We start from the raw sequence: 24973 nt of genomic DNA on the forward strand, positions 1-24973 counted from the left end.
AATTTACTGATTATTTTATGTCTAAATTGTGTATATGAAAGGGGTGGAAGTATTCTTCCTACTCCCACCCCTTTCACACAAACTATTCTCCTAATTTCACAAGGCTGTAGTTCTTCTTCCCTTTACGAATAATAATAAATCTTCCATCAAATGAATTTTCTACAGTAACATCCGTACCCACATCTGTTACTTTCTCACCATTCATAGAAATCGCACCATTATTAATGTCCTCGCGTGCTTGTCGTCTGGATGGTTCAATTCCTAAATCAACTAGCCACTCTACAATATTTTTTGTCTCTTTTGAAGAATGGAATGTTGGCATTTCTTTAAAACCTTGTTCAATTTCATCAGCTGTTAACGATTTAATATCTCCGCTAAATAACGCTGCTGTAATTTTCTCAGCTTGTAATAACGCCTCTTCTCCATGAACGAATTTCGTCATTTCTTCCGCTAGCACTTTTTGCGCTTCACGTTTATGAGGCTCGACTTCTACCTTCGCTGCTAATTCATCAATACGCTCTTTCTTTAAGAACGTAAAGTATTTCAAGTATTTAATTACGTCACGGTCATCTGTATTTACCCAGAACTGGTAAAATTCAAACGGTGTCGTTTTTTCAGGATCAAGCCAAACTGCACCACCTGCTGATTTACCAAACTTCGTACCGTCCGATTTTAATAATAACGGAATCGTTAATCCGAATACTTTAGCCTCATGGCCTTCTAACTTACGAATTAAATCTAAACCACTCGTAATATTTCCCCATTGGTCACTACCACCAATTTGAAGTTGAACATCCTCTTTCGTGTATAAATGGTGAAAATCCATCGCTTGCAAAATTTGATATGTGAATTCTGTGAAAGAAATACCTGTATCTAAGCGGCTTGCTACAATATCCTTCGCTAACATGCTATTGATGCTAAAGTTTTTCCCGTAATCACGTAAAAACTCAATAATATTTATTTCATGTGTCCAATCATAGTTATTTACCATCTTCACTTCGCTATTTCCACCAAAATCAAATAGCTTTTTCATTTGTGCTGTTAACGCATCTACATTATGCTGAACCACTTCTAACGTTTGAAGTTGACGCTCTGATTGTCGTCCACTCGGATCACCAATTGTTCCTGTTGCCCCGCCAATTAAAATAACAGGATGATGGCCAGCTAATTGGAATCTCTTCATCATCATAAACGGAATCAAATGTCCGATATGCATACTATCACCAGTTGGATCAACTCCGCAGTATAGTGAAATCTTTTTCTCTTCTACTAGCTTACGTAAGCCTTCTTCGTCAGTCTGCTGATTAACGGCGCCGCGCCATTCTAATTCATCAATAATATTCATCTTTTGTCATCCCCTTTATTTTTTAAAAACAAAAAAGCCCCTATGTCTACGATAGACATAGGGACGATTATTCACCGTGTTACCACCCAGTTTGCATAAATAGCATAGCTACTCATACCACTCTTAGCAATAATATCGATTGCTAGTCCGCTTAGCATTACCTAAGATACTCCAGAGTGTAATTCGCAAGTTTGTTTGTGCTAGGTTCCAGCAACCCCTAGCTCTCTCGTTAACAGTGACAAACTGCTACTGGGCTCTTTCAACGTATGTTATTTGTTAAATTATTAGCCATTATATTGAATTGAAAACAAATTGTCAACAATACCCAAATATTATTTTAAAATAATTCATATCTTCATACGTATTTCGTTATTCCTTATCTTCTCCAATAATCCTTACTTCTCGCTCTAACTTCACGCCAAATTTCTCTTCAACTGTCTTTTGTACGAAGTGAATTAAATCGATGTAATCTTGTGCTGTTCCGTTATCAACATTCACCATAAATCCAGCATGTTTTAAAGAAACTTCTACTCCACCAATTCGCTTACCTTGTAGTCCTGAGTCTTGAATCAACTTACCAGCAAAGTTATTTGGTGGGCGCTTAAATACGCTACCACAAGAAGGGTATTCTAGAGGCTGTTTTGACTCACGCTTAAACGTTAAATCATCCATTTTTGCTTTAATTTCTTCACGTACACCTTCTTCAAGTTCAAATCTCGCTTCAAGAATAATGTAATGGTTGTTCGCAAATACACTCTTACGATATCCAAATTCAAATGCTTCTTTCGTCAAAGTACGTAGCTCTCCATCACCTGTCATTACGACAGCTTCTGTTAATACAAACGAAATTTCACCGCCGTATGCACCAGCATTCATATATAATGCTCCGCCAACTGAACCTGGAATACCACAAGCAAACTCAAGACCCGTTAAATTATGATCTAATGCAATGCGTGATACATCAATAATTGCTGCGCCACACTGTGCTACAATCGTCGTTCCTGTTACAGTAACACCTGTAATATGAATTAAACTTACTGTAATCCCGCGAATTCCACCATCTTTAATAATGACATTCGATCCATTTCCTAAAAACGTAACTGGAATATTATATTCGTTCGCATATTTGATAACTTCTTGAATTTCATCATAATTTGTAGGCGCAACGAAAACATCTGCTTTTCCGCCAACTTTAATATGCGTATGATTCTTTAACATTTCATCTTGTTTAACATGTCCTTCAGGCAATACCGTACTTAAATATTTATAAACCTCTTGCATATTCATTTTACGATTCCTCTATTTCTATATTCATTTTATCCCGTTATACGGGCCCATAATATCCCCACGTACATGAAAGAACCTAAAGTGGTGGATACAGTGTATCCAAAATCAATTCGAGACACCTATAAACCTCTTAATTTATAAGAGGTGCCACTCATATTAAAATATATATTGCATAATAAAGCAACCCAAATGGACTACTAAACTTGACATGTCATCAGAAAGACAACAATTTGTAAAATATGTGACTTTTTCAAAACACTATCCCTCAGTATCTTACTATACCATACAAAAAGAAAGTGGTATTTTTTTGTACTTTTTACTTTATTTACATCAATGAAAAAAGAGCACATTCCACAGAATGTGCTCTTTCTATACTCATTAAATTATTTTTCGTTCTCTTCTTTTTCCTTATCAAACCATAATAGCTCATCGTCATCCACTTCACCATTATAATTGATTAAAATTTCTTCTCCCGCTTTTATATCCTTATACGCGAAGAAGTTAAAAGTATGATTCTCGAAGACAATTTCATACGTTGCATTCGGATTATATGCATGATTAAATAACATGCCGTATCCTAACAGGAATGCCGTATGATTTACCCCATACTCAAATGCGTAGTCAGCAAGTAACGTTTTTTCAATGTGTTCATGCTGTTCATTCGGATAAGAGATAACTGGTGCTGAGTGAATCAACTCACCCTTTTTAATATCACGAGTTGCAAATACACCTCTATTAAATTCTCCATCACTAAGTTCAGAAGTCTTAACTTCAATCATATTCGTCACCTATATAATTCTTTCTTTGAAGTATTTTATCCCGCTATTTGCGAGGTTCAACTAATAATCAGTAGGTATTAGTCTCACTTTATCTCCTTAAGCTTGGCAGAAAACGCGCAGAAAAGCAATTAAATTACTATCAAGTATTCATTTAAATGAAAAAAGAGCACACATGGTGTGCCCTTTTCAAGAAATATTACTTTTCTAGAATATCTTCTAGTAACTTCACTTGCTCGCTAACAGTATGTAACGTCTTCACCGATATATCATTTCGATGTTTTTCTTCTTCCACACTCGCTAGCACTTCTTCTGTAGCTGTAGAAGTTTGCTGAATTACGTTAGAAGCATGCGTAACATCCTTTACAATATTCGTCGTTTTAACTTGGAAACTTTCTTGATGAATAACAACCTCTCGCATTACTTTATTAATCGCATCAATAAACTTCCCTAAATCAGTTACGTTTGTTAAAACGCTTGCTAACATTTCGTTACACTCTTCTTGTACTCTTTCTGACTTCTCTACCTGCACTTCTACCTTACTTGCTTGATTACTAAACTCCTTCAAAATCCCTTGAATTCTTCCCGCAGAATGATTTGATTCTTCAGCAAGCTTTAACACTTCACTCGCTACAATAGCAAAACCTTTTCCATGCTCACCTGCCCTCGCAGCTTCAATATTTGCATTTAAAGCTAGCAAACTCGTCTGACTTGAAATATTCGTTATTACATCTACAATTTCATTAATTTGTTTCGATTGCATCATTAAATCTCTAAATATAATTCCAGACTGTGAAACAACATCATTTAAACTTCTCATGTTAGCTTCAAAATTTCTTAAAGTATGTACACTACCTTTTGAAATGTCTAAACTTTCATCCACACGAGCCGATGCAGTTCTTACTTGAGAGATGATTTGTTCAATATTTCCCTCCATATCATTCAATACCTCTACCGAACGGTACATCATCTCTGATTGTGATTGCGTACCAACTGCTACCTCTTCAAAGGCAAAATTAATTTCACTCATCGATTCCATCGACGTGTTCATATTTTGCCTTAAATGATTGAAATTACTATCTAGTTTCACAACTGTTTCTTCAATAAGCCTTTGCGTCTCTTCTAGCTCCTGAGCTTTTCTCATTACTTCTTGCTTCTCATCACTTAAACGAAGGAGCAGATTAGAACCGATTTTCGTGACGCCCCACATAGCAATTGTTACAATCGCTAACAAACTTGCAAAATTAGCAGCTTCAGACGAGGCTGTATAAGCAAAAAATTGCTTCGGCCAATAGCTACAAAGAATAAATGTGATTACAACAGCTACCCCGCCAAGAATTAAAATGAGGCGCTCACTTAAGTAAATAAGTGAAACAGCTAATGTAAAATAAACCATTTGAAATACAGCCGGGCTTTCATTAAAAGCTTGTACCATGATGTAAGACATGGTAAGCAACATAAATGTCATGATATATTTATACGCTGATTCCATACTTTTTATAAAAGTAAAAAGCGTTCCAAATGCAACGACAGAAATACCACAAATCCAAAACGCTATTGCTCTCTCTGTAAAAATATATCCATAATACCCAATCGCGATTATCCCAAGGCAGAAACTACAAATCGTTATAAACAGTAATAAATGATTTTTCTGTGATTCTTTCTCAAGGTTAGAAAAACAAGTCCTCTTTAACCACTCCATATGAAGCCCCACCTTCTACTTATACATATCAATTACTTCAGTTTAAATACCGCACTCACTGGGTTATGATCGCTATTTTCAAACTTTAAATCTTTCCCTTGTACATTTACAATCTCTACATTCGGTGAAACGATAAAGCCATCAATAATAGTGACGAAATTTTCACCTTCTACATATTTCTTTACATCATCTCTCACAGTCATAACAGACGGATCTACAGCCCACTTAAAGCCACCGTCCGTAAAATCCTTCGGTAACTCTACTAACCACTCAGGACGCTCTTTCACAAACTTCGGATCACTTAATTGAGCGTTCGAAACTAATTGATTCCAATCTCCGCCCATTATTACGTAATCACCATTTTCATAATGCTTGTTCATATATTCTTTTAAATACTCTACTTGCTGTTTTCTAATTTTCCCGCCTTCATCATAAGCAGACAAATGTAGATTTACGAGTCTAACATGTTTCCCATTATTAACAGGAATTTTATATTCCACAATTGCTCGATCTAAATCAAACAAACGCTTTGGCCAAGGCTCCATTCCAGGCAGCTGGAACCTCTTCGCTTCTTGAACAGTGTATTTAGAAAACGTACTTAATCCAGCCTCCGCATATCCCATTGGATTTGTTATTGGCACTGGAACCCATTTCGTATCGTAGTTCTTGCCAAATGACGAAACATAATCAGGTAATCCTTTTTTCAAAAATTCATGTCCATTTACATCAAATGAACGAAGTGACTTTATATCAACTTCTTGTAATAGCGCAAAATCACTATTCTCATTTTGTAAAAACGAAAGCATATTCTTTAAATTAATTTCCGTTTGCTCTTTACTACTTGAACCAGATCCCTTTCCACCATCCATAAAGAAATCTTGATCCTTATCTAACCCAGCATATCCAATATTAAATGTTGTAACTTTAAATTCATTTCCAGTCGCTAATACGCGCTCCTTATTATTCTCCACCTTCAAGCTTATAACATCAGCAGGCTGTTCTTTAGTAAGTGTCATATACGCTAGAAATCCTCCTACAATGCCCGCTAATACTAAAACACATATAAATACGATTTTTAAAAATTTCTTCAAATAAATGACTCCTTTTCACGCGAATTTATTTTTCTTTATTTTCAGTCAAATAAAATAAAACGACACACATAAGAAACATTTTATCATAATTAAAACTGTATATCACTATATTTAGTTGATAAGTAATCGATCTCATTTTAATTACTAAAAAACCTTCAGACATCAAAAAAAGAAAAGTTACACCCACCTCCTCACTAGAAATTAGACGGTATATTTAGTACACTATATGTAATAATCAGAGGCGATGGAGTTCGCCATAACTGCTGCTTAGCTAATGACTCCTACCAGTATAACTACTGGTAGGAGTCATTTTTTTGAGCAAGCTATTTAAAGAGGTGAAGAAATTGATTTATATTATCGTTGGCATAGCCGGTATATTAGGAGCCCTTTCTCGCTATTATTTAGGTCTTACTATTCATACTTCATGGAATCATTCATTTCCGCTAGCTACATTGCTCATCAACTTACTCGGCTGCTTCCTATTAGCGTGGCTAACTACCTATATCGCTCGGCGAAACATCTTACCATTAGAAATTATCACAGGCATTGGGACTGGATTCATCGGTTCCTTTACGACGTTTTCAACATTTAGTGTAGAAACTGTGCAACTAATCAATCATTCTGAATGGGATACGGCTTTCTTATATGTATCATGCAGCATACTTGGTGGTCTCATTATGTCTGGTCTTGGCTATACACTAGGTGATTTCTTAATTAAGAAACATCTTACGGAAGGTGATCACTTATGATAGAAGCTTTATTAGTGGCAACAGGTGGATTTTTCGGCGCGATTACACGATTTGCAATTAGCAATTGGTTTAAGAAAAGAAATAAAACACAATTTCCAATTGCTACATTCCTTATTAATATAACAGGGGCATTTTTACTTGGATATATAATTGGCAACGGAGTCACTACAGGCTGGCAACTATTATTAGGTACTGGATTTATGGGCGCATTCACTACATTTTCTACGCTTAAATTAGAATCTGTTCAGCTTCTCAATCGTAAAAAACTGTACATCTTCCTTTTATATTTAAGTGCTACTTACATAATTGGTATCGCCTTTGCCTTCCTTGGAATGAAGCTAGGCGGAATATAAAAAAAGCGACTCTAACCAGTCGCTTTCTTTCATAAGAAGTATGTCCCGCCATATGGAATGGAAAATAAACCAGCTGGATGTACATCGTAATGTACAATTTGCATCGGAAGTTGTGAATACGGCATATACTGACTTTGCATCATTTGTGCAAAATATGCTTGTTGTTGCATTTGAATAGCCTGATTCACAGCATGAATTGTCCCTTGTGCCCCAGCCAGCGTAATAGCTGCTCCTACTTGTCTACCATTATAAAAATAATGATTCATCATGATTCATCTCACTTATTCTTTTTCTTCCATATGGTATGTTTCTATTTCATAGTGAGTGTTTTGTCCCTATTGGTAGCTCCTATCTATTGCCCTTTTTCAGCTTTGAAGTAATAAATCCAAATAGTAATACACCAATACCACTAAGGAACAATACATAACTTATCGGTACTAGGAAAAAGAAAGGTTCTTTAAGGAATCCATCCGCTCCTATTTTACTGTTTGAAGCATGTATAGTTAAAGAAATAATCGCTAAAATCATTAAAGAAATAGCTACTACGTATTTATTTTTCATTTCACATTCTCCTCTACTCATGTAATTCTCCTTAGATCGTTAACATCATATTATCTAAAAAAACATTAACAGTCAATAATTATTTATCGTTTAACAATAAATAATTATTGGCTAAACTAATAACAAAAAGGTTTACGAAGCATCTTAAATCACTTCGCAAACCTTCTAAATCATAAATATTTACACTTCAAACCTCTTGCTTAATACAACATACATTGCGCAAAATAGCACGAATATCCCAGCATAAATTAATAAAATCTCTACACTAAACATATCCGACAATGGACCAAATATTATTATTCCTAAAGGAAGCGCGCATGAATTCGCAATTTGTACAAGGCTAAACATCCGCCCGTGCATCGATGGTTCTACTTTCTCCTGCAATAACACAGTAACTGGTGTATTGAAGCACGGCATTGTTATACCAATTAAAAAATTAAATACTAAATACATAGTAAATATCGGTGCTATTCCGAGTCCAATCATAAGCAGTCCATATAATGCACAAGCTAGCGCTGTTGTATGCATACGATTACGAAAACCACCCCACGCCGCAATCAATACGCCACCAGCTGCCGCACCCGCACTAAAGGTCATCTCACTCGCAGTAAGTCTCCACATTTCGGCCCCGAAAGAACGAGTTACCATTAAAGGCGTTAAAAAAGCAGCTGGACTTATTAAAATCATGAAGATAATCAATAAAAGGATTAGCCTTTTAATAAATACATTTTCTTTTAAATAAGAGAACCCTTCTTTAATTCCTTGTAGATTAGATTTTTGCTTACTCTCTACATTCACATGTCCTTCGACCTGAATAACAAACATAATACTAATTCCAAACATGGCTGTAATAACATCAATAAAAAATGTTATTTCAATGCTGGCAATAGAAAGAATCGCCGCACTTGCTGCTGGAGAAAGAAACATAATTAAAGATGTAATACTGCTATTTATTCCATTTACTTTCATCAGATACTCTTTCGGAACGATTTGCGGAATTAATGCATTCACAGCTGGCGTTTGTACTCCTGTTCCAGCTGAACGAATGAGTAACACAATAAAAAGTAACCAAATACTTTTATATCCTGTTAAAAATAAACTTGCTAAAACTAACGTCGCAATCGCTATAATCCCGTCCGATAACATAATCATCTTTTTACGGTCATAACGATCAACCCAAACACCTGCAAACAAAGATATCGCAATTTGTGGTAGAAAACCGCAAACAGTTGAAATAGTCAACATCACTCCTGATGATGTTGTAAGGGTGATATACCATATAATCGCGTATTGCACGAGAGAGGAACCGAACAACGAAATAGTTTGAGCGGTCAAAAATAATATAATTTTCGTTTTCCAATTGTTTTCACTCATATGTTTCACACCCCCTTAACTAATCCTGTCTCTATATCAAAGATGCTATCTGCCCAATCAAGATAAAAACTTGCTTCGTGAGATACGAGTATAATGCTGCCCTTAAACTGAATTAGCGCCTTTTGCAAAGCTTCCTTCGCTTCTGCATCTAAATGATTTGTCGGCTCATCTAAAATTAAGAAGTTACAAGGTGATAGTAATAATCCGTACAGTTTCACCTTCGATTGTTCACCACCACTTAACGTACGAATTTCTTGCGAAACGTGCGTATCCTTCACACCACACGCAGCTAAATGATGGCGTATTTCCTTCATATTCAGTTTAGGAAACTGTTCTGAAATAATTTGAAGCGGCGTTAAAGAATCATTGCTCCAATTTAAATCTTGCTCATAATATCCAATGTTTATTTGCTCTGAAAAGTGAAACTCTCCAGAAATGCTAGCAATATTTCCAACGACTGTTTTTAATAAAGTAGATTTCCCTACTCCATTGAACCCTGTAATAACAAGTTTTTGCCCACCCATCACTGAAAAATTCAATTTTGGTAAGAGAGCAAAATCGTAACCCACTTCAAGATTATTTACTTCAAGAACTGTCTGAACTGAAATGGGAAGTTCCTGAAAATGAATAGACGGTTTATGAGTAAAACTTGGTGGCGCAATTCTTTCCATACGCTCCAATTGTTTTCTACGACCTTGCGCTATTTTTGAATTCACCCCAGCAATATTTCTACGAATATACTCTTCCGTTTTTTCAATTTTCTTTCGCTGTGCATAATATTGGCGAATATAATCTTTTCGCAAATGCTCCTTTTGTCTTACAAAATCTGAGTATTTTCCGTAATACTTCTTAACCGTTCCGAACTCTACATCACATATGCAAGAAGTTACCTTTTCCAGAAAATCAAAATCATGTGATACGACAATAAACGCTCCTTCAAAATTCATTAAATAATTAGCAAGCCACTCCACATGCTCCTTATCGAGAAAATTCGTCGGTTCATCTAGTAATAAAATAGTAGGCTCTTCTAATAAAAGCTTTGCTAAAATTACCTTTGCACGCTGCCCTCCGCTTAATTCACCAATAACACGATCCATCCCAATCGCATCAATACCTAAACCGGCTGCCACCTTATTTATTACGCTGTCTACTGAATAAAAATCACGAGCCTCAAGCTGTTCTTGTATTTCAGCTGCTTTCAATAGTTGATTCTCATCTCCAGTCATCGCACTTTCTTCATATAACTTATTCATTCTCTTTTCCATTTCAAACAAATCATAAAAGGCTCGCTTTGCATATTGTGAAATAGTATAGCTCCCATCAATTTCTGCATATTGATCAAGATGTCCAATTTGAATATTAGGTTGCCACTTAATGCTCCCCTTATCAGAAATAATTTCCCCCACCAATATTTTCATTAATGTGCTTTTCCCTGCACCATTCTGTCCAACAATTCCCATATGCTCGCCTTTATGCAAATCAAAAGAAGCATTTTCGTATAATACTTTATCAATAAAACTATGTGATAAACTTTCAACTTTAAGTAAACTCATTTTTATTCCTCTTTTCCTGAAATTAAAAAAAGCAGAGAGATAGCGTCATTCGACACTAGCCCTCTGCTTCGTGGTTTTTCCTATACTACTCCAATTTACAGTAAATACTCATCGGAATAATATACACAAAGGGCCATAGACAAAGCATTGTCTATGGCCCCTTAATCTATTTTATACATCAACTGAAAAACCATAACCAAATAAGCATAGATAAACTATACTTTTTTAGAAAAGTTATTCAGTCGATGAATATAGGGATTTATGCCCCTTGATTAAGCTCCGTACAACGCTTCACCGTATACATTTGTGCGGAGCAAAGTTTTCTAATGAGTTTTACAAATTTTATATAAAGCATGTTCTGCACCTTCCTTAATACTTAAAAGGGATTTTAGCATACAGTTTTACGAAGCGTCAACATTACTTCCGAATCTTTCAACTACTTGCTTTCAAAATATTGCTTCTGAAACATACACATTCTTATCGCATTATGATAGTTACCATCAACGAAAAACTCATCGATAAGCTCACCTTCTACCATAAATCCAACTTTTTTATAAACATGTACTGCTTTTTCATTTTCCTTATCCACAACTAAATATATCTTATGCATATTTAATACAGCGAAAGCATAATCCATCGCTAAACGCGTCGCCTCTGCTGCATAACCATATCCTTGATAATTTGGATCAATAATAATTTGGAATTCTGTTCTACGATGAATATAATCGATTTCTACTAACTCAACTAATCCAACCATCTCATTGTCTTTCTCAACGATAAATCGGCGTTCGCTTTGATCATGTATATGTTTATCGTATAAGTCTTGCAGCTCCACAAATGCCTCATACGGCTCTTCAAACCAATACGACATAATATGGGCATTATTATTCAGTTCGTGTACAAACTTTAAATCTTCTCGTTCTAATGGACGTAACTTCAATTCCTGATTCATTCCTATAACCTCCAAGTAAAAGAAACCTCTTCACTTAATTTCTCAATTTTTTTCGATTTCAAACGCCCTAATTTCATTGTAAACTTTCAAGCAACTTGAAGGTCAAGATGTAAAAACTAATGTAAAAATATTATGCCGAAATTTATAACTAATTAATAAAGAATGTAGGTATTTACAGTAACTTAACGAAAAAAGAACAGTCTTTTTGCTTTCCAAAAAGCTCATTAAGATAAAATAAAATTATAAATATATCATCGTTAAAAATTAAGAAAAGGAGCTGAATCTATGAGAATACACTATAGAAAATATGCGTTATCTGTAATTTCATTAGCCTTATTTACTCTTATTGGTTGTACTAATAATGAGCAAAAAAACGATAAAAACGAGACATATACTTTTGAGGCTTCCAAAAAACGTGGTGATATTATTGAGAAAAACGATGAAGTTTATAACATAGAGAAATTAGATACTTTCGTAAAAAACTATAATTCAAATAAAGACGATTCAGTTAGAATTACTAAATTTAATAACAAGAACGAGCCTATTATTATTGATTTAACTGTAAAAAAAGAAAAGGAATCTACCTCCGTCTATTATGATGTCGACTACACAAAAACAAATGAGAAACATAATGAAAACCAAGAGATACAATATTCGAATACTACATGTCAAAAGATAAAGAAAGATATTGAAGGCAACAAAGTAACTTATAAATTAGAATGTCCTGACACTGTTCATTTGATTACAGCCCCAAAATCATAGGGTGGAAAATTCCACATAAAAAAGTAGTGCAAACTTACGTCTGCACTACTACTCTTTTCTCAAATCTCTCATATTCGATATGTATAAAGCAATAACTAAAACAAGAATTGCTCCTGCGTATAATAACGTCTCCATCGGTTCCTCATGAGACACAATAATCAACCGAATTAAAGCCGTAATTCCGATATAAATAAAATAACGTAACGGGAAATGATAATTCGATTTAAAATACTTAATAATTAATGCAATGAACTCGAAGTATAAGAAATAGACGATGATACTTTCAACCAATTTATAAGACGTATACTCTTTTGACGAAAAAATATACTGCACAAACGTGATCGTCTCATTCACTAAGAAAATCGATAACACAATGGATAATATAATTAAAGCTATATTTAATATCCATTGCAAAATACTAGCTATAACATGATCGATATTAAACGACTTCATTTTATCTTTAAACTCCCCTTCGTATAAGTACTTATTTATTATAGCAAAATTACGATTGGAAAGAAGTTAAATCATATATTCGTCCTTTGTTGTTGCCAGTATAGGCCAGATTTAGTGTGTGGAGAATTCTGTTTACAACCATACCTGACGAAACATGGAGAAACTCTTTCAAATTACCGTTCGTACATGTCGTACTAATGAGCAATGCATAATCTCGTATAGCACCCTCATGTGCCACTTTTGAAAAATCTTTACAACTTGTACAACGCCACCCCTTCTTAACTTTAACCATTGGAATAACTAAGCATTTCTCACATTGTACTCCATTTAGCAACTCCTCTTTTTCTATTTTATATTGCTCAAGTATATTTTGTTGAAGTGGAGAATGCTCCGCTATTATTTGATGAATGAGCCTATCTACATTATCTATAACTTTTTTCTTATATTTACTTTCAAACCACTTTATTTTATGAGGTAGATTTGCACTATGAATAATTGTATGAAGAAGATTGTCATCTGAAGATTTTATAATGGTACGAGGCGAGCTAATAACAACGAGGGACTCGATTGGAAGACTAGAAGAAAATCCATGTAAGCTTAACCATTTTTTAAGTTGTATTTCCTGCCTTTTTATTTGTAAAACAGGGTCTGGAAATCCCTCTGAATTTCCTTCTGTTATTCGGATAAGTTGATTAAACTTTGTATCAAATATTAATGTACCTGCTATATTTTTTATCTCAAGAAACAGAAGAAACTTTGTGGAAATGATAATAGTATCAATTTGAAAGTATTGATCATGATTAGATAAGCGAACATCATGTAAAACACTGTACTCTTTCTCAGAAATAAAACTAAGTGGATAATCAATCGCTTGCTCCCCTTTATACCCCGCCATGTGTTTTGCCAAGTTTTCTCCAATTATATTTCGTTTCGGATGATATACAGGTAACCTTCTAAGAAGCGCTTCTAACTGTCTTATATAAATCGGTATTTTTCTTTCTTTCACAATCACCTCAAACACCCCTTTACAAATATATCAACGATTTTTTCAATATATCTATCACAACTAGCAATATATCAACGATTTTTCCAATATATCTATCATAACTCACAATATATCAACGATTTTTCTAATATATCGATCGGTCGACAATATCCGACACTACCTCACTTCAATCACTCACAGCATATCCTAGAAAAACATCTTCAGCAAAAACTTAAAATCGCATTTCCTCATAAAAAAACCATAACCCGATCCTCCAGCAAAGTTATGGTTTTAACCCTACAACGCCACTCTACCTATAACTTTGCCGTGAATTCCACAAAATCCATTTGTGCCTATACCAACTTTCACCTTTTTCACAATGAAACTATATACGTTAAAATCGTTTCATAACGCTATTACTTCCGCATACCTACACTTTATATAATAACGGTACAGTACAAACAACGTACTGTACAAATATATGTGGGGGGATTAACTATGAACGAAGCGTTACTATTAGTCGACATACAAAATGATTACTTTGAAGGTGGCAATATGGAATTACATCAACCTGAAAAAGCCGCACAAAAAGCGAAAGAAGTTTTGAAAGTATTTCGCGAAAAACATAAAACAGTTATTCACGTACAACATATTGCGAACAATGAAGGGGCTACTTTCTTCTTACCCGATACAATAGGTGTTCAAATTTATGATGATGTACAACCAATTGCTAACGAAAGAGTCATTCAAAAACATCACCCTAACAGTTTTTTAAGAACAAATTTATTAGAAACATTAAAGACAGAGAAAATAGATCAACTAGTCATTTGCGGTATGATGACTCATGTATGTATTGATGCAACAGTACGCGCTGCCAGTGACTTCGGATTTCAATGTATTGTAATTGAAGATGCTTGTACAACAAAAGATTTAGAATTTCAAGGAAATCTAATCCCCGCAGTACACGCTCATCAATCGTTCATGAGTGCATTAGAGTTTGGTGATATTTATGCAACAGTCATGTCAGCAAACTGTTTTATAAACAAGAGCAAATAAAAAATTACAGTTCAAAAAAAAAGAAAGGATAAGTATCTTATTCTTTCTTTTTTTCCATTGTCTTAATGACAGTATTTATACGATAATCACCATAATGTAAAACATCTGCAAGAGTCTCTTCTAATTGCTGATGCGAAGATGTGTGAAGAGTCATGACATAGCACCCATCGCCGCTTATACGATACATTTCAGTAATTACGTCCGTTTTTTCAAAAAATTTTTGAATTTGATTATAATAGTGCGGTGCATGCAAAAATAGTGTAACAAAGGTCATAATAGATCCTTCTAGCTTAGCCCTGTTGATATTTATCGTATATTTTTGAATGACACCTGCCTCTTCTAATTTATGAATTCGTTTCCCGACAGCCTGACCAGTCAAATGTACTATCTCCCCAATTTCCTTCCAGTTCATTCTAGCGTTTTCTTGTAGTAATTGTATAATCTTAAAATCTGTTGAATCAAACATGGACATCCCCTTCCTATACGAAACGAATTCTATAAAATCTTCATTTCCCCTACAGTTTAGCTCGAAAATTTTGCAATACAATCGATTGGCTCCATTAGGAATTACATTATTGTTAGCGACTTTCCTTCTTCATTACAATGTATTTGTTGGATTACTCGTAGGCACTACAACAAGCTAGCGATTTTTTATAAATATGAACATTTTTTAGGAATTAGTTTATCTTTTTTTAATGTTTTATTTAGAGGCAGTTTATAGTCGGGTATTAACATAAGAAACGTAGCAACTAAGTTCATATATGACGCACTGCTACTATAATCGCAAACCGTACTAAAATAAGGAGACGATAAAACATGAACAAAAAAACAAAAGCATTATCATCCGTACTGCTCGGATTCACATTAGCATTAACAGGGTGTGCTGGTACTAAAGCTGAAGAAAATCATAGTAAACAAAAACAAGAACAAGTTGCTAAAGAAACAAAAAAGGAAAATAAATTAACTAAAGGGCAAAAAATGGCTAATATTCTTAGCAAGACAAATTGGCAAGGTACACGAGTGTATGACAAAGATAAGAATGACTTAACAAAAGAGAATGCAAACTTCATTGGTCTTGCAAAATATGATGCGAAGTCAGGCAGATATGAATTTTTTGATGCTAAAACAGGTGCAAGTCGTGGCGATAAAGGAACTTTCTTTGTCACAAATGATGGGAAGAAGAGAATATTAATTTCAGAATCAATGAAGTATCAAGCTGTCGTTGACATGACAAAACTAAATAAAAATGTATTTACTTATAAACGAATGGGGAAAGACGCTAACGGTAAAGATGTAGAAGTTTTCGTTGAACATGTTCCATATAAAGAAAAAGAACTTTCTTTCACTGATCCGGACAAGCAGCTGAACACGACTACAGGAGATATTGTTAAAAATGTTGATGGAGATAAAATTTTAGGCGGTACCCTTTGGCACGGAACAAAGGTATTAGACGAAGCTGGTAACGATGTAACACAATTTAATTCGAATTTTATAAGTCTAGCAAAATTTGATGACAAATCTAATAAATATGAGTTCTTCAATAGCGAAACAGGTCAAAGCCGCGGTGATTATGGCTACTTCGATGTTGTACATGAAAATAAAATAAGAGCCCATGTTTCAATTGGAAATAATAAATATGGTGCTGCTCTTGAACTTACTGAACTAAATAAGAATAAATTTACGTATAAAAGAACTGGTAAAGACCAAGCTGGTAAGGATATAACTATATTCGTTGAACATGAACCTTATAAAGGGGATATGAAACCACAATTTAGCTTTTAAAAACGTTTAATTAAAGATCCTGTACTGAGTTGCAAGATCTTCCTTAAGACAAAATCATTTATGATTCTCTTGAAAGAAATCGTCTCATATCCCCCCTCAACACTTCAGCTTAATTGTTGAATATAACAACTTTAAAAAGCCTTACTACACATAAATTGTAGTAAGGCTCTGACTATTTAAGAGAAACATTAAACGACTTCATTATCTCTATACAAATAAAGTTTAGCAAATAACGTTACTATCTCCTCCAAAGAAAAGAAACCTTATTTCAACTTTCCTATTGATAAGTTAACACGATAGTTCCCGTATTTTAATAGTCGTCCTAGAAAGTTATCTAAGTCTTCGTTGGAAGCAAAATGTGTTTTTAATAAATAACACCCCTCACCACTTATACGGTGTACTTCAGAAATCCCTTCTTCTCCTTGAAAGAAATTCATAAACTCTTGGTGATTAGCTGTTGTTACGAACAAAGTAACAAATGCAGTCACTACTTGTCCTAATTTGATTCGGTTTATTGCAATTGTATACTGTTCAATAATCCCTAAATCCTCTAATCTTCGAATTCGATTTCCTACAGCTTGCCCCGTCATATGTATTTTTTGGCCAAGTTCTTTCCATTGTATTCTTGAGTTTTCTCCTAATAATTTCAGTATCTCAAAATCTGTTTGATCAATGATATAAACCAATCCTTTCACCGTGAAAGTAGAAAGCCCGAAAGTGTTTCGCCAACTTATTCTGCTTATCGATACAATTCACTATACTTAGTTTATCCTCTTACATCACATTATTTATCAGCTATATTTACTTATAACACAGAGGACACAACAAAAAAATACATCTAGATTTAAAGGAGGTTACAAATATGTTATTACAAGAAATTCTATCGTTCAATGAACATTTTGTAGAAAATAAGGAATACGCTCCTCGTGAAGCGACAAAAATGCCTAAAAAACGTATGGTTGTTGTTTCTTGCATGGATGCTCGTTTAATTGAGCTACTTCCAAAAGCATTAGATATACACGATGGTGATGCAAAGGTTATCAGAAATGCAGGTGGTAAAATTGCTTCTGCTTTCGATAGTGTTATGCAAAGTGTTGTAGCATCAGTATACGATTTAAATGCAGATGAAATCTTCCTTATTGGACACCATAGATGTGGCGCGAGCCAAACGAATCCAAAAGGAACACTTCAAAAAATATTAGATCGCGGAGTAGCTTCATCAGAAATTTTATCAGCGATTGAATATGCTGGTATTGACCTTGAAAAATGGTTATTCGGATTCGATGATGTTTGCGACTCAACGCAAGCTAATGTTGATTTAGTAAGAAATCATCCACTTATCCCAAAAGATGTTCCTGTACATGGTTTAGTTATTGACCCTCACACAGGTAAATTAGATGTAGTGGTTGATGGATATAAAGCGTTAAATAGTAAAACAAAATAATAATTATCACGTATATGAAGGGAAGTTATGAGATATGAAAAAACAAGTATTAGATATGAATAGACAAGAAGCTACGCAAAAAATTTTAGCGGCAAAAATTGAAAAAGGGTTAACTTGGGAAGAAATTGCAAAAGTAAGTGAACACTCTGAGACTTGGGTTGTAACAGCGTTATTAGGACAAGCTACAATGACACGTCCAGAAGCAGAAAAAATTGGTAAACTATTAAAATTAGATGAAGAAGTAGTTCAAGCATTGACAGTAGTTCCACTTCGCGGCCAAGTAATGGAAATGCCTCCTACGGACCCGATTGCATATCGTTTATATGAAATGATGTTACAATATGCACCAACTATTAGAGAGTTAATCTTAGAAAAAGCGGGCGAAGGTGTAATGAGTGCGATTAACTTCAACCTAGGTGTGGATACACAAGAAGATCCAAAAGGTGGCGATCCTCGTATCGTGATTACACTTAATGGGAAATTCTTACCATTCCGTACATGGTAATTAATTAAAAATCTATCTATATAATTAAAATAATTTTATAGATTTAATAAATCCATCCTTTTTAATCTAACTGTGTAGAAAGGATGGATTTTTACTATGAGATTCTTTTTCGGCAAAGGAGAATAATATGAATAAAAAACACTTTGATACGAGTTTTAGTATTCTACAATGGTTTGTGTTTCTATTAGCAAATGCAATTGCGTTACCTATCATTATTGGTGGCATATTCCATTTACCAATAGAGGATGTCTCAACATTAATGCAGCGAACTTTTTTAGTCGTGGGAGTAAGTTCGTTTCTACAAGCGTGGTTTGGGCATCGTTACCCCATTGCGGACGGGCCAGCCGGTTCATGGGTAAGTATATTTGTCATATTGGGACAAGTCGCTATGCATCAGGGACAAAGTGCAAAAGACGTATTGCAACTTTTAGAAGGCGGATTAATTATTGCAGGTATATTACTCTTCTTTCTTGGTATAACAGGGCTTGTTCATCGAATCTTACGCTTATTTACACCCTTGGTTACAGGAACCTTTCTTTTAATATTATCTCTTCAGCTTAGTGGTGTGTTACTAAAAGGAATGATAGGATTACAAGGATCTGCAACCCATCCTGACTATACAACAGCTACTATTGCTCTCTTTGTTTTTGCCCTTATTACTTTCTTATCAATTAAAGGGAAAGGATGGATGAAAAGTTACGCTGTGTTACTTGGAATTTCATGTGGTTGGCTTTTGTATGCAGTATTAGGAAAATCATCTCATATCCCTTCGCATACAACGCTAGTTAAGTTACCAGAGATATTTGCTTGGGGCACACCTAGATTCGATATTGGAATGACTCTAACTGCAACTTTATTTACATTTCTTTTAGTTGCAAATACAATCGCTGCTATTTCGGCTGTAAAACAAGTGGCTCCATTATCTAAAGAAAATGAAAAGCAAACACTGAACCGTGGTGTATGGGTCGGAGGTATATCACATATTATCTCGTCGTTGTTCTCTACAATTGGAATTGTACCATTACCTGCATCAGCAGGATTTATCCAACTAACAGGACAAAGAAAAGTGAAGTCGTTCCTTATAGCAAGTCTTATATTAGCAGGAATTTCTTTTATTCCCTCAATTGTAAACTTTATATCCTTGCTACCAGGACCTATTGCTAATGCTGCACTTTTAGCTACATTTGTCCAAGTAATAGGCATTTCATTTCAATCCATTTTACGTGAAGAATTAAATCAACGCCGATTAACTATATTAGGAATTTCATTATTAATCAGTTTGGGAATATTGTTTCTTCCAGAAAGTGCATTTAGCGGAGTTCCTTCTTCCTTACAATATGTTTTAAGTAATGGCTTACTTGTGGGTACCATGCTTGTCATTCTATTAGAACAATTTTGGAAAGAGTAAAAAGCGCCCTACTTATAGGGCGCTTTTTTTATAACTAATGACTAATACTAGCTGTTGGGTATAATGTTGTTCCTCCAATTGAAACTTTTATTTCATTTGTTAATGGAACATTTTGTTCATTAATAATTGTTCTCCACCATTCCCATGCAAGACCAGTACATTCTCTAGCTACGATTTTTATATTTTTTGAATTTGGTGGAAGAGGGATAACTGTAGAGTAATGAGCCGTTTTGTCTTTTCCGCTACCATCCCATGTTTTATGTGTTAGTACTTCTTTCCCATTTTGATCAAATGTGAATTCATCCCAAGATACATCAAATTGAGCAACGTAAGCACCGTAATGATCAAGTGTCATTTTAGCACTTGAATATTCTGTAGTTGTCGTCTCAATATAATCTGTATTGTTATGAACAGCAGCAGTTGCATTATCTTTTAAGAAAGTGCTTGTATATGAAATTGGATATGCTGGATTTTTAAGACTTAATTCAGCATTATCTTTAATGATATTTCGGATTTCATTGAAATCTTTAGTAACAACCTTGTTATGCTCTTTCGCATCTCCGCCTAATACTACAGCAGTAAAGGTACTTTCTTCAAAAATATCTTTATACTGTCCACTCGTTTCGACGCTGTTATTCTTAAGTAAGGCTTTAAAAGCAGCTTGTACATCTTTACTCTTAGATGTTGTTTCTAATTTTACATAAACGGTTCTACCATAAGCTACATTTGAAACCATAACAGGTGGAGCCGAATTACTTACACCTTTACGAGTTAACTCGTCAAAAGTAACACTATTATCAAAAAGATCGGATGGATTGTTAGGTAGTTCAGCACTTACCGTATAAAATATTTGCTTATATGCCGCTACCATCACTTTCTTCTCTCCATTTGCAACCGCATTAAAATCAATGTTTAGACTGTTATCAAGATATTTAGCGTTAACATTAAGAGCACTTGCGATTTGTGATTTACTATAAACCATAGATTCTGTATACTGCATTCTTGCAGGTAACGTATGTGTTGTAGAATACTTTTCATTCCAAGTAGATACTAAATCGTCTACTGCTCCAGCTACATTACCATATGTCGGATTTTGAACAGTGATTGTATTTTCTTTTCTCATGCCAGGTAAGTCTATACTAATATTCAAAGGCTTTCTCTTAGCCACTAATAAACTCGGTTGATTGTCTGCAAAAGCTTTATTTGCAAGTTGTACAGCTCCTGGATACGTGCGATTCACTACAGAATCAATAATTGAAATATCGACCGGTGACGTTGTAAGTGATTTTTTCTCGCGTTCCACTACTACAAATTTACCATTTGAATTGATACTTTCTTTCGGAACAAAACTCTCTACTTTATCACCATTTACGGCTAAAACCTCTTGATTATTATATTTAAGATTTGCTATACCAGTATCAATGCCACTAGCATTTTTGGTTACATCAGTTACATTGCTTGCTTGTGTTTCTGCGAAGGAAATAGATGAATAATTAATAGTGCATAAACTAACTAATAAACATGCAAGGAACTTTCTTCTTTTAGTGTTTTTCTTAATATTCAGAAAAATCACCCCGTTCTTTTTTTAGTAAAATATGATAATGATTGATAAATGATAGCTAATTAATAAACTTACATAAATGCTTTTAAAAGTTCTTGAATTAACGGGATTACGCCACCTACAAATTTTAAAACTGCCATTGCGATTTCCATATTATTTCCTCCTTTTTCTTGCTACGATAATGTGGTTTATCTTTATGCCCTCATTATAGTGACACCTTACACTTTTATCAATACACTCTGATATGCAATATTACATATCAAAAACAAACTGAATTCTTTTAAAAAGTTATACAGAGATATTTTTTCGTTTGGTACATACTTGAACAGGTGAAGCATTCTTTTGCATTTTATGAGTAGTCACATAAAAAAAGCTGCTACCTATAAAATATAGACAGCAACTTCAACTAGAGTGTCTTGCATAATCTACGCAAGACATTTTATAACTAATAAACTGCGATTGGCCCATAAGGACCATTAATAATCTCTATTTTTGTTTCAAAAATATCTGTCAAAAGTGTTGGGTCCATAACCTCTTCTACTGTTCCGAAAGCAGCAATTTGTCCATCTTTCATAGCACAAATTTTATCAGAGTATTTAGCCGCAAAATTTATGTCATGCATGACAGTCAAAATTGTTCGTCCAAATTCATTAGCTGCACGTCTCAAATGCTCCATCATTTGAACAGAACGAGCAACATCAAGGTTGTTCAAAGGTTCGTCCAAAAGTACATATTCCGTCTCTTGGCACAATACCATCGCTACATATGCCCTTTGTCTTTGACCACCAGAAAGCTCATCTAAATATCTATTCTCTAAACTAGTTAAATCTAAGAAATCGATATATTTAGAAATGATAACCTCATCTTCTTTAGTCAATCTTCCCTTTGAATAAGGAAAGCGCCCAAATCCAACTAATTGTCTAACAGTAAGCCTAGTTACAAAATGATTTTCTTGTCGCAATATAGTCAAAATTTTTGCTAAGTCTTTTGATTTGGATTCAGAAACATCCATATTTGCTACCTGAATTTGACCTTCATCCATATCTAAAAGTCTTCCAATCATCAAAAGTGTCGTAGACTTTCCAGCGCCATTTGGTCCAATTAAAGAAGTAAAGCCTGCTTTTGGTATTTCAATATCCAAAGGTCCTATCTTCACCTTATCAGTATAGAACTTTTTAACATTATCAATTTTTATCATAAAGCCCTCTTCCTTAAAACTATAGTTAAGAATATGATTCCACCAAATAATTCAATAATAACTGAAACTACACCTTGAGCATGGAATACATGATACATTAAAAAGTATGCACTCGTCATTATTAAAAATCCTATAGCAAAAGCCATCGGAAAAATGTATCTATGATCATAAGTTGACGCTGCCTGATAACTCAAAGTTGCTACTAAAAAGCCGTAGAAAGTAAGTGGTCCAATTAGAGCTGTTGAAATGGACATCAAAATAGCTACTAATACAAGCGTATAAATTACACTAGGTTGATATTTAACACCAAAAGAAGTAGCAACATCTTTTCCTAGTGACAAAACATTCAAATTCTTAGAATGAGCCAAAATTAATACTGCTACAATTATGATCATAGGAATTACAATAGGAAAATATGCAGGATCTGCATGATTAACAGAACCAAATAATCTTGCTTGTAAAATATCAAATTCTGAAGGCGCAAGTAGTTTTCTCATGAAAGTTGACACTGAATTTAGCCCGGTACCAATAATAATTCCAACTAAAAGCATAAGTTGTAAATTCCCGTATTTACCGGAAAGTAACCATCCATAAAGTATCAAACTCATGAAGACCATAACAACAACTTGGAATAAAAATGATCCAATTCCATTAAAATTTATTAATGCACTAGCACCAAAGAAGAATATTGTACTCGTTTGAATTGCTGAATAAAGTGATTCGAAACCTAAAAGCGATGGAGTAATAATTTTATTATTCGTAATAGATTGGAAAGCAACTGTCGACAAGCTATGGCAAACTGCAGCGATAATCATTGCAACAATAGCTACTATCCTTCTCTTAACGACTGGGATAAAAGAAGGTGAATCTATCGGAACTGGATTGTTATAAACTAAAAGTCCATATGAAGAAAGGAGACCTAAAGCAATCAATGTAATCAGTAAAATCCAATAACGTCTTGCTTCCTTCTTAGACCGAAAAGCGCTAGCTGATCTACTTTCATTATGAAGGCTAGAATCGATTTCGACATTTTCTTTTTTTCTATATTCTAATTTGATCATCGTAGCCTCCTTGGTTTTCTTTGTCTCAATAAAATAGTAATAAACACGACTGCTCCCACTGTTGCAAGTATTAAAGAAACAGGTAATTCAAAAGGCTGTATAATTGTTCGAGAAATGATGTCACAGGCAGTTATTGACCCCATTCCGATCACACAAACCCAAGGTAAATTACTCCTAAGATCATCACCTCTAAACATTGAAACGATATTTGGCACAATTAATCCTAAGAAAGGTAAGTGTCCAATAACAGCTGCAACAATTCCAACTGCAACAGATATAAGAGCAGTCCCAAAAAGAACAATTCTATTGTAATTAACTCCAAGGCTTGTTGCGACATCTTCTCCTAGTCCAGCTAAAGTCAATCTATTAGCATACATAAAAATAAGAAAAGTAATGATAACAATCAGCCATAAATATTCATATCTTCCTACCTGAACGTTCGCAAATGAACCTACGAACCAAGTTTCAATACTTTGCGTCTTTTGAAAAAGGAGTCCCAAAAAAGTAGACACTGCAGAAATAACTGCTCCAAGCATCAATCCAATAATCGGGACAATTAAAGACGAACGAAGCTTAACTCTTCTTAAAAATAGAAAAAAAATCATAGTTCCTATAAAAGAAAAAATGATTGCACCAGTCATTCTTTGAACTAAAGTTGGGGCAGGAAATAGTAAATACACAAAAAGCAGGCCTAAGCCTGACCATTCAATAGTCCCTGTTGTAGTAGGTTCAACAAAGCGATTCTGTGTAATGAGTTGCATTACGAGCCCTGCCATCGCCATTGCAGCTCCAGTAAGCATTAATGCAACTGTTCTTGGAACACGAGTGATGAAAAACATCTCCATTCCGTCCTCTTGTCCACGTATATCATAAACTCCAGTAAACAGTGATATAATCCCTAAAATTAGAACAACTATAATCGCTATTATAAAAGGTTTTGTCCATAATTTATTGTGATTATAAAACTGGGGTTGAGAAATATTCTCAACCCTAGAAATTATATTTTTTGACACTG

The 24973-nt window shown here is 34.4% G+C and carries 26 protein-coding genes, 1 riboswitch and 1 other annotated feature; of the genes, 8 read left to right on the forward strand and 18 right to left on the reverse strand.

What is annotated here, in order from left to right; translation table 11 throughout:
- Nucleotides 1–82: 82 nt before the first annotated feature.
- The 5 genes from tyrS to CN409_RS25465 all read right to left on the reverse strand — a co-directional run bounded on the left by tyrS (nucleotide 83) and on the right by CN409_RS25465 (nucleotide 6201).
- Nucleotides 83–1345, reverse strand: a complete 1263-nt coding sequence (gene tyrS, locus CN409_RS25445) for a tyrosine--tRNA ligase (protein ID WP_001021089.1) — start codon at nucleotides 1343–1345, stop codon at nucleotides 83–85.
- 56 nt (nucleotides 1346–1401) lie between these two features.
- Nucleotides 1402–1617 (reverse strand) — a binding site (T-box leader).
- Between the two features lie 97 nt (nucleotides 1618–1714).
- On the reverse strand, nucleotides 1715–2632 hold the full coding sequence (murB, locus tag CN409_RS25450; protein ID WP_001057103.1) for a UDP-N-acetylmuramate dehydrogenase: 918 nt from the start codon (nucleotides 2630–2632) through the stop codon (nucleotides 1715–1717).
- Between the two features lie 383 nt (nucleotides 2633–3015).
- Nucleotides 3016–3411 (reverse strand): SET domain-containing protein, encoded by a 396-nt coding sequence (locus tag CN409_RS25455; protein WP_000573651.1) that lies wholly within the window; start codon nucleotides 3409–3411, stop codon nucleotides 3016–3018.
- 196 nt (nucleotides 3412–3607) lie between these two features.
- On the reverse strand, nucleotides 3608–5110 hold the full coding sequence (locus CN409_RS25460; protein WP_000455073.1) for a DUF4077 domain-containing protein: 1503 nt from the start codon (nucleotides 5108–5110) through the stop codon (nucleotides 3608–3610).
- Between the two features lie 32 nt (nucleotides 5111–5142).
- On the reverse strand, nucleotides 5143–6201 hold the full coding sequence (locus CN409_RS25465; protein ID WP_000714043.1) for an endonuclease/exonuclease/phosphatase family protein: 1059 nt from the start codon (nucleotides 6199–6201) through the stop codon (nucleotides 5143–5145).
- A 231-nt stretch (nucleotides 6202–6432) separates the two neighbouring features.
- A riboswitch (Fluoride riboswitch) is annotated at nucleotides 6433–6492 on the forward strand.
- Nucleotides 6493–6545: 53 nt separating this feature from the next.
- Between CN409_RS25465 and crcB (CN409_RS25470) the strand changes: the two genes are divergently transcribed.
- Both crcB (CN409_RS25470) and crcB (CN409_RS25475) read left to right on the forward strand, forming a co-directional pair.
- Nucleotides 6546–6950 carry a fluoride efflux transporter CrcB gene (gene crcB, locus CN409_RS25470; RefSeq protein WP_000639338.1) on the forward strand — a complete coding sequence of 135 codons (405 nt, stop codon included), beginning with the start codon at nucleotides 6546–6548 and terminating at the stop codon, nucleotides 6948–6950.
- Nucleotides 6947–7303, forward strand: a complete 357-nt coding sequence (crcB, locus tag CN409_RS25475) for a fluoride efflux transporter CrcB (protein ID WP_000568584.1) — start codon at nucleotides 6947–6949, stop codon at nucleotides 7301–7303. The genes crcB (CN409_RS25470) and crcB (CN409_RS25475) overlap by 4 nt, the downstream gene beginning before the upstream one ends.
- A gap of 29 nt (nucleotides 7304–7332) precedes the next feature.
- Here the strand turns inward: crcB (CN409_RS25475) and CN409_RS25480 are convergent, their stop codons facing one another.
- The 5 genes from CN409_RS25480 to speG form a co-directional block, all read right to left on the reverse strand.
- Nucleotides 7333–7572 (reverse strand): DUF3947 family protein, encoded by a 240-nt coding sequence (locus tag CN409_RS25480; RefSeq protein ID WP_000980956.1) that lies wholly within the window; start codon nucleotides 7570–7572, stop codon nucleotides 7333–7335.
- A gap of 79 nt (nucleotides 7573–7651) precedes the next feature.
- On the reverse strand, nucleotides 7652–7885 hold the full coding sequence (locus tag CN409_RS25485; protein WP_097981402.1) for a DUF3955 domain-containing protein: 234 nt from the start codon (nucleotides 7883–7885) through the stop codon (nucleotides 7652–7654).
- Nucleotides 7886–8044: 159 nt separating this feature from the next.
- Nucleotides 8045–9238, reverse strand: coding sequence for an MFS transporter (locus CN409_RS25490; protein ID WP_141527741.1), 1194 nt, complete (start codon nucleotides 9236–9238; stop codon nucleotides 8045–8047).
- A 5-nt stretch (nucleotides 9239–9243) separates the two neighbouring features.
- Nucleotides 9244–10791 carry an ABC-F family ATP-binding cassette domain-containing protein gene (locus tag CN409_RS25495; RefSeq protein ID WP_097981405.1) on the reverse strand — a complete coding sequence of 516 codons (1548 nt, stop codon included), beginning with the start codon at nucleotides 10789–10791 and terminating at the stop codon, nucleotides 9244–9246.
- 436 nt (nucleotides 10792–11227) lie between these two features.
- Entirely contained in the window at nucleotides 11228–11743 is a 516-nt protein-coding gene (speG, locus tag CN409_RS25500; RefSeq protein ID WP_061666149.1) for a spermidine N1-acetyltransferase, read from the reverse strand.
- A gap of 285 nt (nucleotides 11744–12028) precedes the next feature.
- Here speG and CN409_RS25505 point away from each other — a divergent pair, with 285 nt between their 5' ends.
- The gene (locus CN409_RS25505; RefSeq protein ID WP_074791029.1) at nucleotides 12029–12505 is read left to right on the forward strand and encodes a DUF4362 domain-containing protein; all 477 of its coding nucleotides are present in this window, start codon (nucleotides 12029–12031) and stop codon (nucleotides 12503–12505) included.
- 48 nt (nucleotides 12506–12553) lie between these two features.
- On the opposite strand, the gene psiE is transcribed toward CN409_RS25505, so the two are convergent.
- Nucleotides 12554–12958, reverse strand: a complete 405-nt coding sequence (psiE, locus tag CN409_RS25510) for a phosphate-starvation-inducible protein PsiE (protein ID WP_000834707.1) — start codon at nucleotides 12956–12958, stop codon at nucleotides 12554–12556.
- 49 nt (nucleotides 12959–13007) lie between these two features.
- A complete protein-coding gene (locus CN409_RS25515; RefSeq protein WP_016078158.1) occupies nucleotides 13008–13964 on the reverse strand; it encodes a nuclease-related domain-containing protein in 957 nt (318 codons plus the stop codon).
- A 477-nt stretch (nucleotides 13965–14441) separates the two neighbouring features.
- Between CN409_RS25515 and CN409_RS25520 the strand changes: the two genes are divergently transcribed.
- A complete protein-coding gene (locus CN409_RS25520) occupies nucleotides 14442–14999 on the forward strand; it encodes a cysteine hydrolase family protein (RefSeq protein WP_097981407.1) in 558 nt (185 codons plus the stop codon).
- Between the two features lie 37 nt (nucleotides 15000–15036).
- On the opposite strand, the gene CN409_RS25525 is transcribed toward CN409_RS25520, so the two are convergent.
- The gene (locus CN409_RS25525) at nucleotides 15037–15465 is read right to left on the reverse strand and encodes an Lrp/AsnC family transcriptional regulator (protein WP_240518662.1); all 429 of its coding nucleotides are present in this window, start codon (nucleotides 15463–15465) and stop codon (nucleotides 15037–15039) included.
- Nucleotides 15466–15815: 350 nt separating this feature from the next.
- Here CN409_RS25525 and CN409_RS25530 point away from each other — a divergent pair, with 350 nt between their 5' ends.
- Nucleotides 15816–16781 (forward strand): DUF4822 domain-containing protein, encoded by a 966-nt coding sequence (locus CN409_RS25530; RefSeq protein WP_042596471.1) that lies wholly within the window; start codon nucleotides 15816–15818, stop codon nucleotides 16779–16781.
- A 263-nt stretch (nucleotides 16782–17044) separates the two neighbouring features.
- Here CN409_RS25530 and CN409_RS25535 read toward each other — a convergent pair whose 3' ends face one another.
- Nucleotides 17045–17476, reverse strand: coding sequence for an Lrp/AsnC family transcriptional regulator (locus tag CN409_RS25535; protein WP_002008929.1), 432 nt, complete (start codon nucleotides 17474–17476; stop codon nucleotides 17045–17047).
- A 167-nt stretch (nucleotides 17477–17643) separates the two neighbouring features.
- Here CN409_RS25535 and CN409_RS25540 point away from each other — a divergent pair, with 167 nt between their 5' ends.
- The 3 genes from CN409_RS25540 (at nucleotide 17644) to CN409_RS25550 (ending at nucleotide 20138) form a co-directional block, all read left to right on the forward strand.
- Entirely contained in the window at nucleotides 17644–18225 is a 582-nt protein-coding gene (locus CN409_RS25540; RefSeq protein ID WP_000926482.1) for a beta-class carbonic anhydrase, read from the forward strand.
- 55 nt (nucleotides 18226–18280) lie between these two features.
- Nucleotides 18281–18730 carry a cyanase gene (cynS, locus tag CN409_RS25545; protein WP_097981417.1) on the forward strand — a complete coding sequence of 150 codons (450 nt, stop codon included), beginning with the start codon at nucleotides 18281–18283 and terminating at the stop codon, nucleotides 18728–18730.
- A 127-nt stretch (nucleotides 18731–18857) separates the two neighbouring features.
- On the forward strand, nucleotides 18858–20138 hold the full coding sequence (locus CN409_RS25550; protein ID WP_097981408.1) for a purine/pyrimidine permease: 1281 nt from the start codon (nucleotides 18858–18860) through the stop codon (nucleotides 20136–20138).
- Between the two features lie 34 nt (nucleotides 20139–20172).
- On the opposite strand, the gene alo is transcribed toward CN409_RS25550, so the two are convergent.
- From alo to CN409_RS25575, 4 genes are all read right to left on the reverse strand, one after another.
- On the reverse strand, nucleotides 20173–21711 hold the full coding sequence (gene alo / locus CN409_RS25555) for an anthrolysin O/cereolysin O family cholesterol-dependent cytolysin Alo (RefSeq protein WP_086398395.1): 1539 nt from the start codon (nucleotides 21709–21711) through the stop codon (nucleotides 20173–20175).
- Nucleotides 21712–22144: 433 nt separating this feature from the next.
- Entirely contained in the window at nucleotides 22145–22897 is a 753-nt protein-coding gene (locus CN409_RS25565) for an iron ABC transporter ATP-binding protein (protein WP_000590056.1), read from the reverse strand.
- Nucleotides 22894–23958, reverse strand: coding sequence for an iron chelate uptake ABC transporter family permease subunit (locus CN409_RS25570; protein WP_097981410.1), 1065 nt, complete (start codon nucleotides 23956–23958; stop codon nucleotides 22894–22896). Before CN409_RS25570 ends, CN409_RS25565 begins: the two co-directional genes overlap by 4 nt.
- Nucleotides 23955–24971, reverse strand: coding sequence for an ABC transporter permease (locus CN409_RS25575; protein WP_000041823.1), 1017 nt, complete (start codon nucleotides 24969–24971; stop codon nucleotides 23955–23957). The genes CN409_RS25570 and CN409_RS25575 overlap by 4 nt, the downstream gene beginning before the upstream one ends.
- Nucleotides 24972–24973 lie beyond the last annotated feature (2 nt).

This window comes from Bacillus sp. AFS012607 (genome assembly GCF_002558005.1).
Classification (GTDB): Bacteria; Bacillota; Bacilli; order Bacillales; family Bacillaceae_G; genus Bacillus_A; species Bacillus_A thuringiensis_S.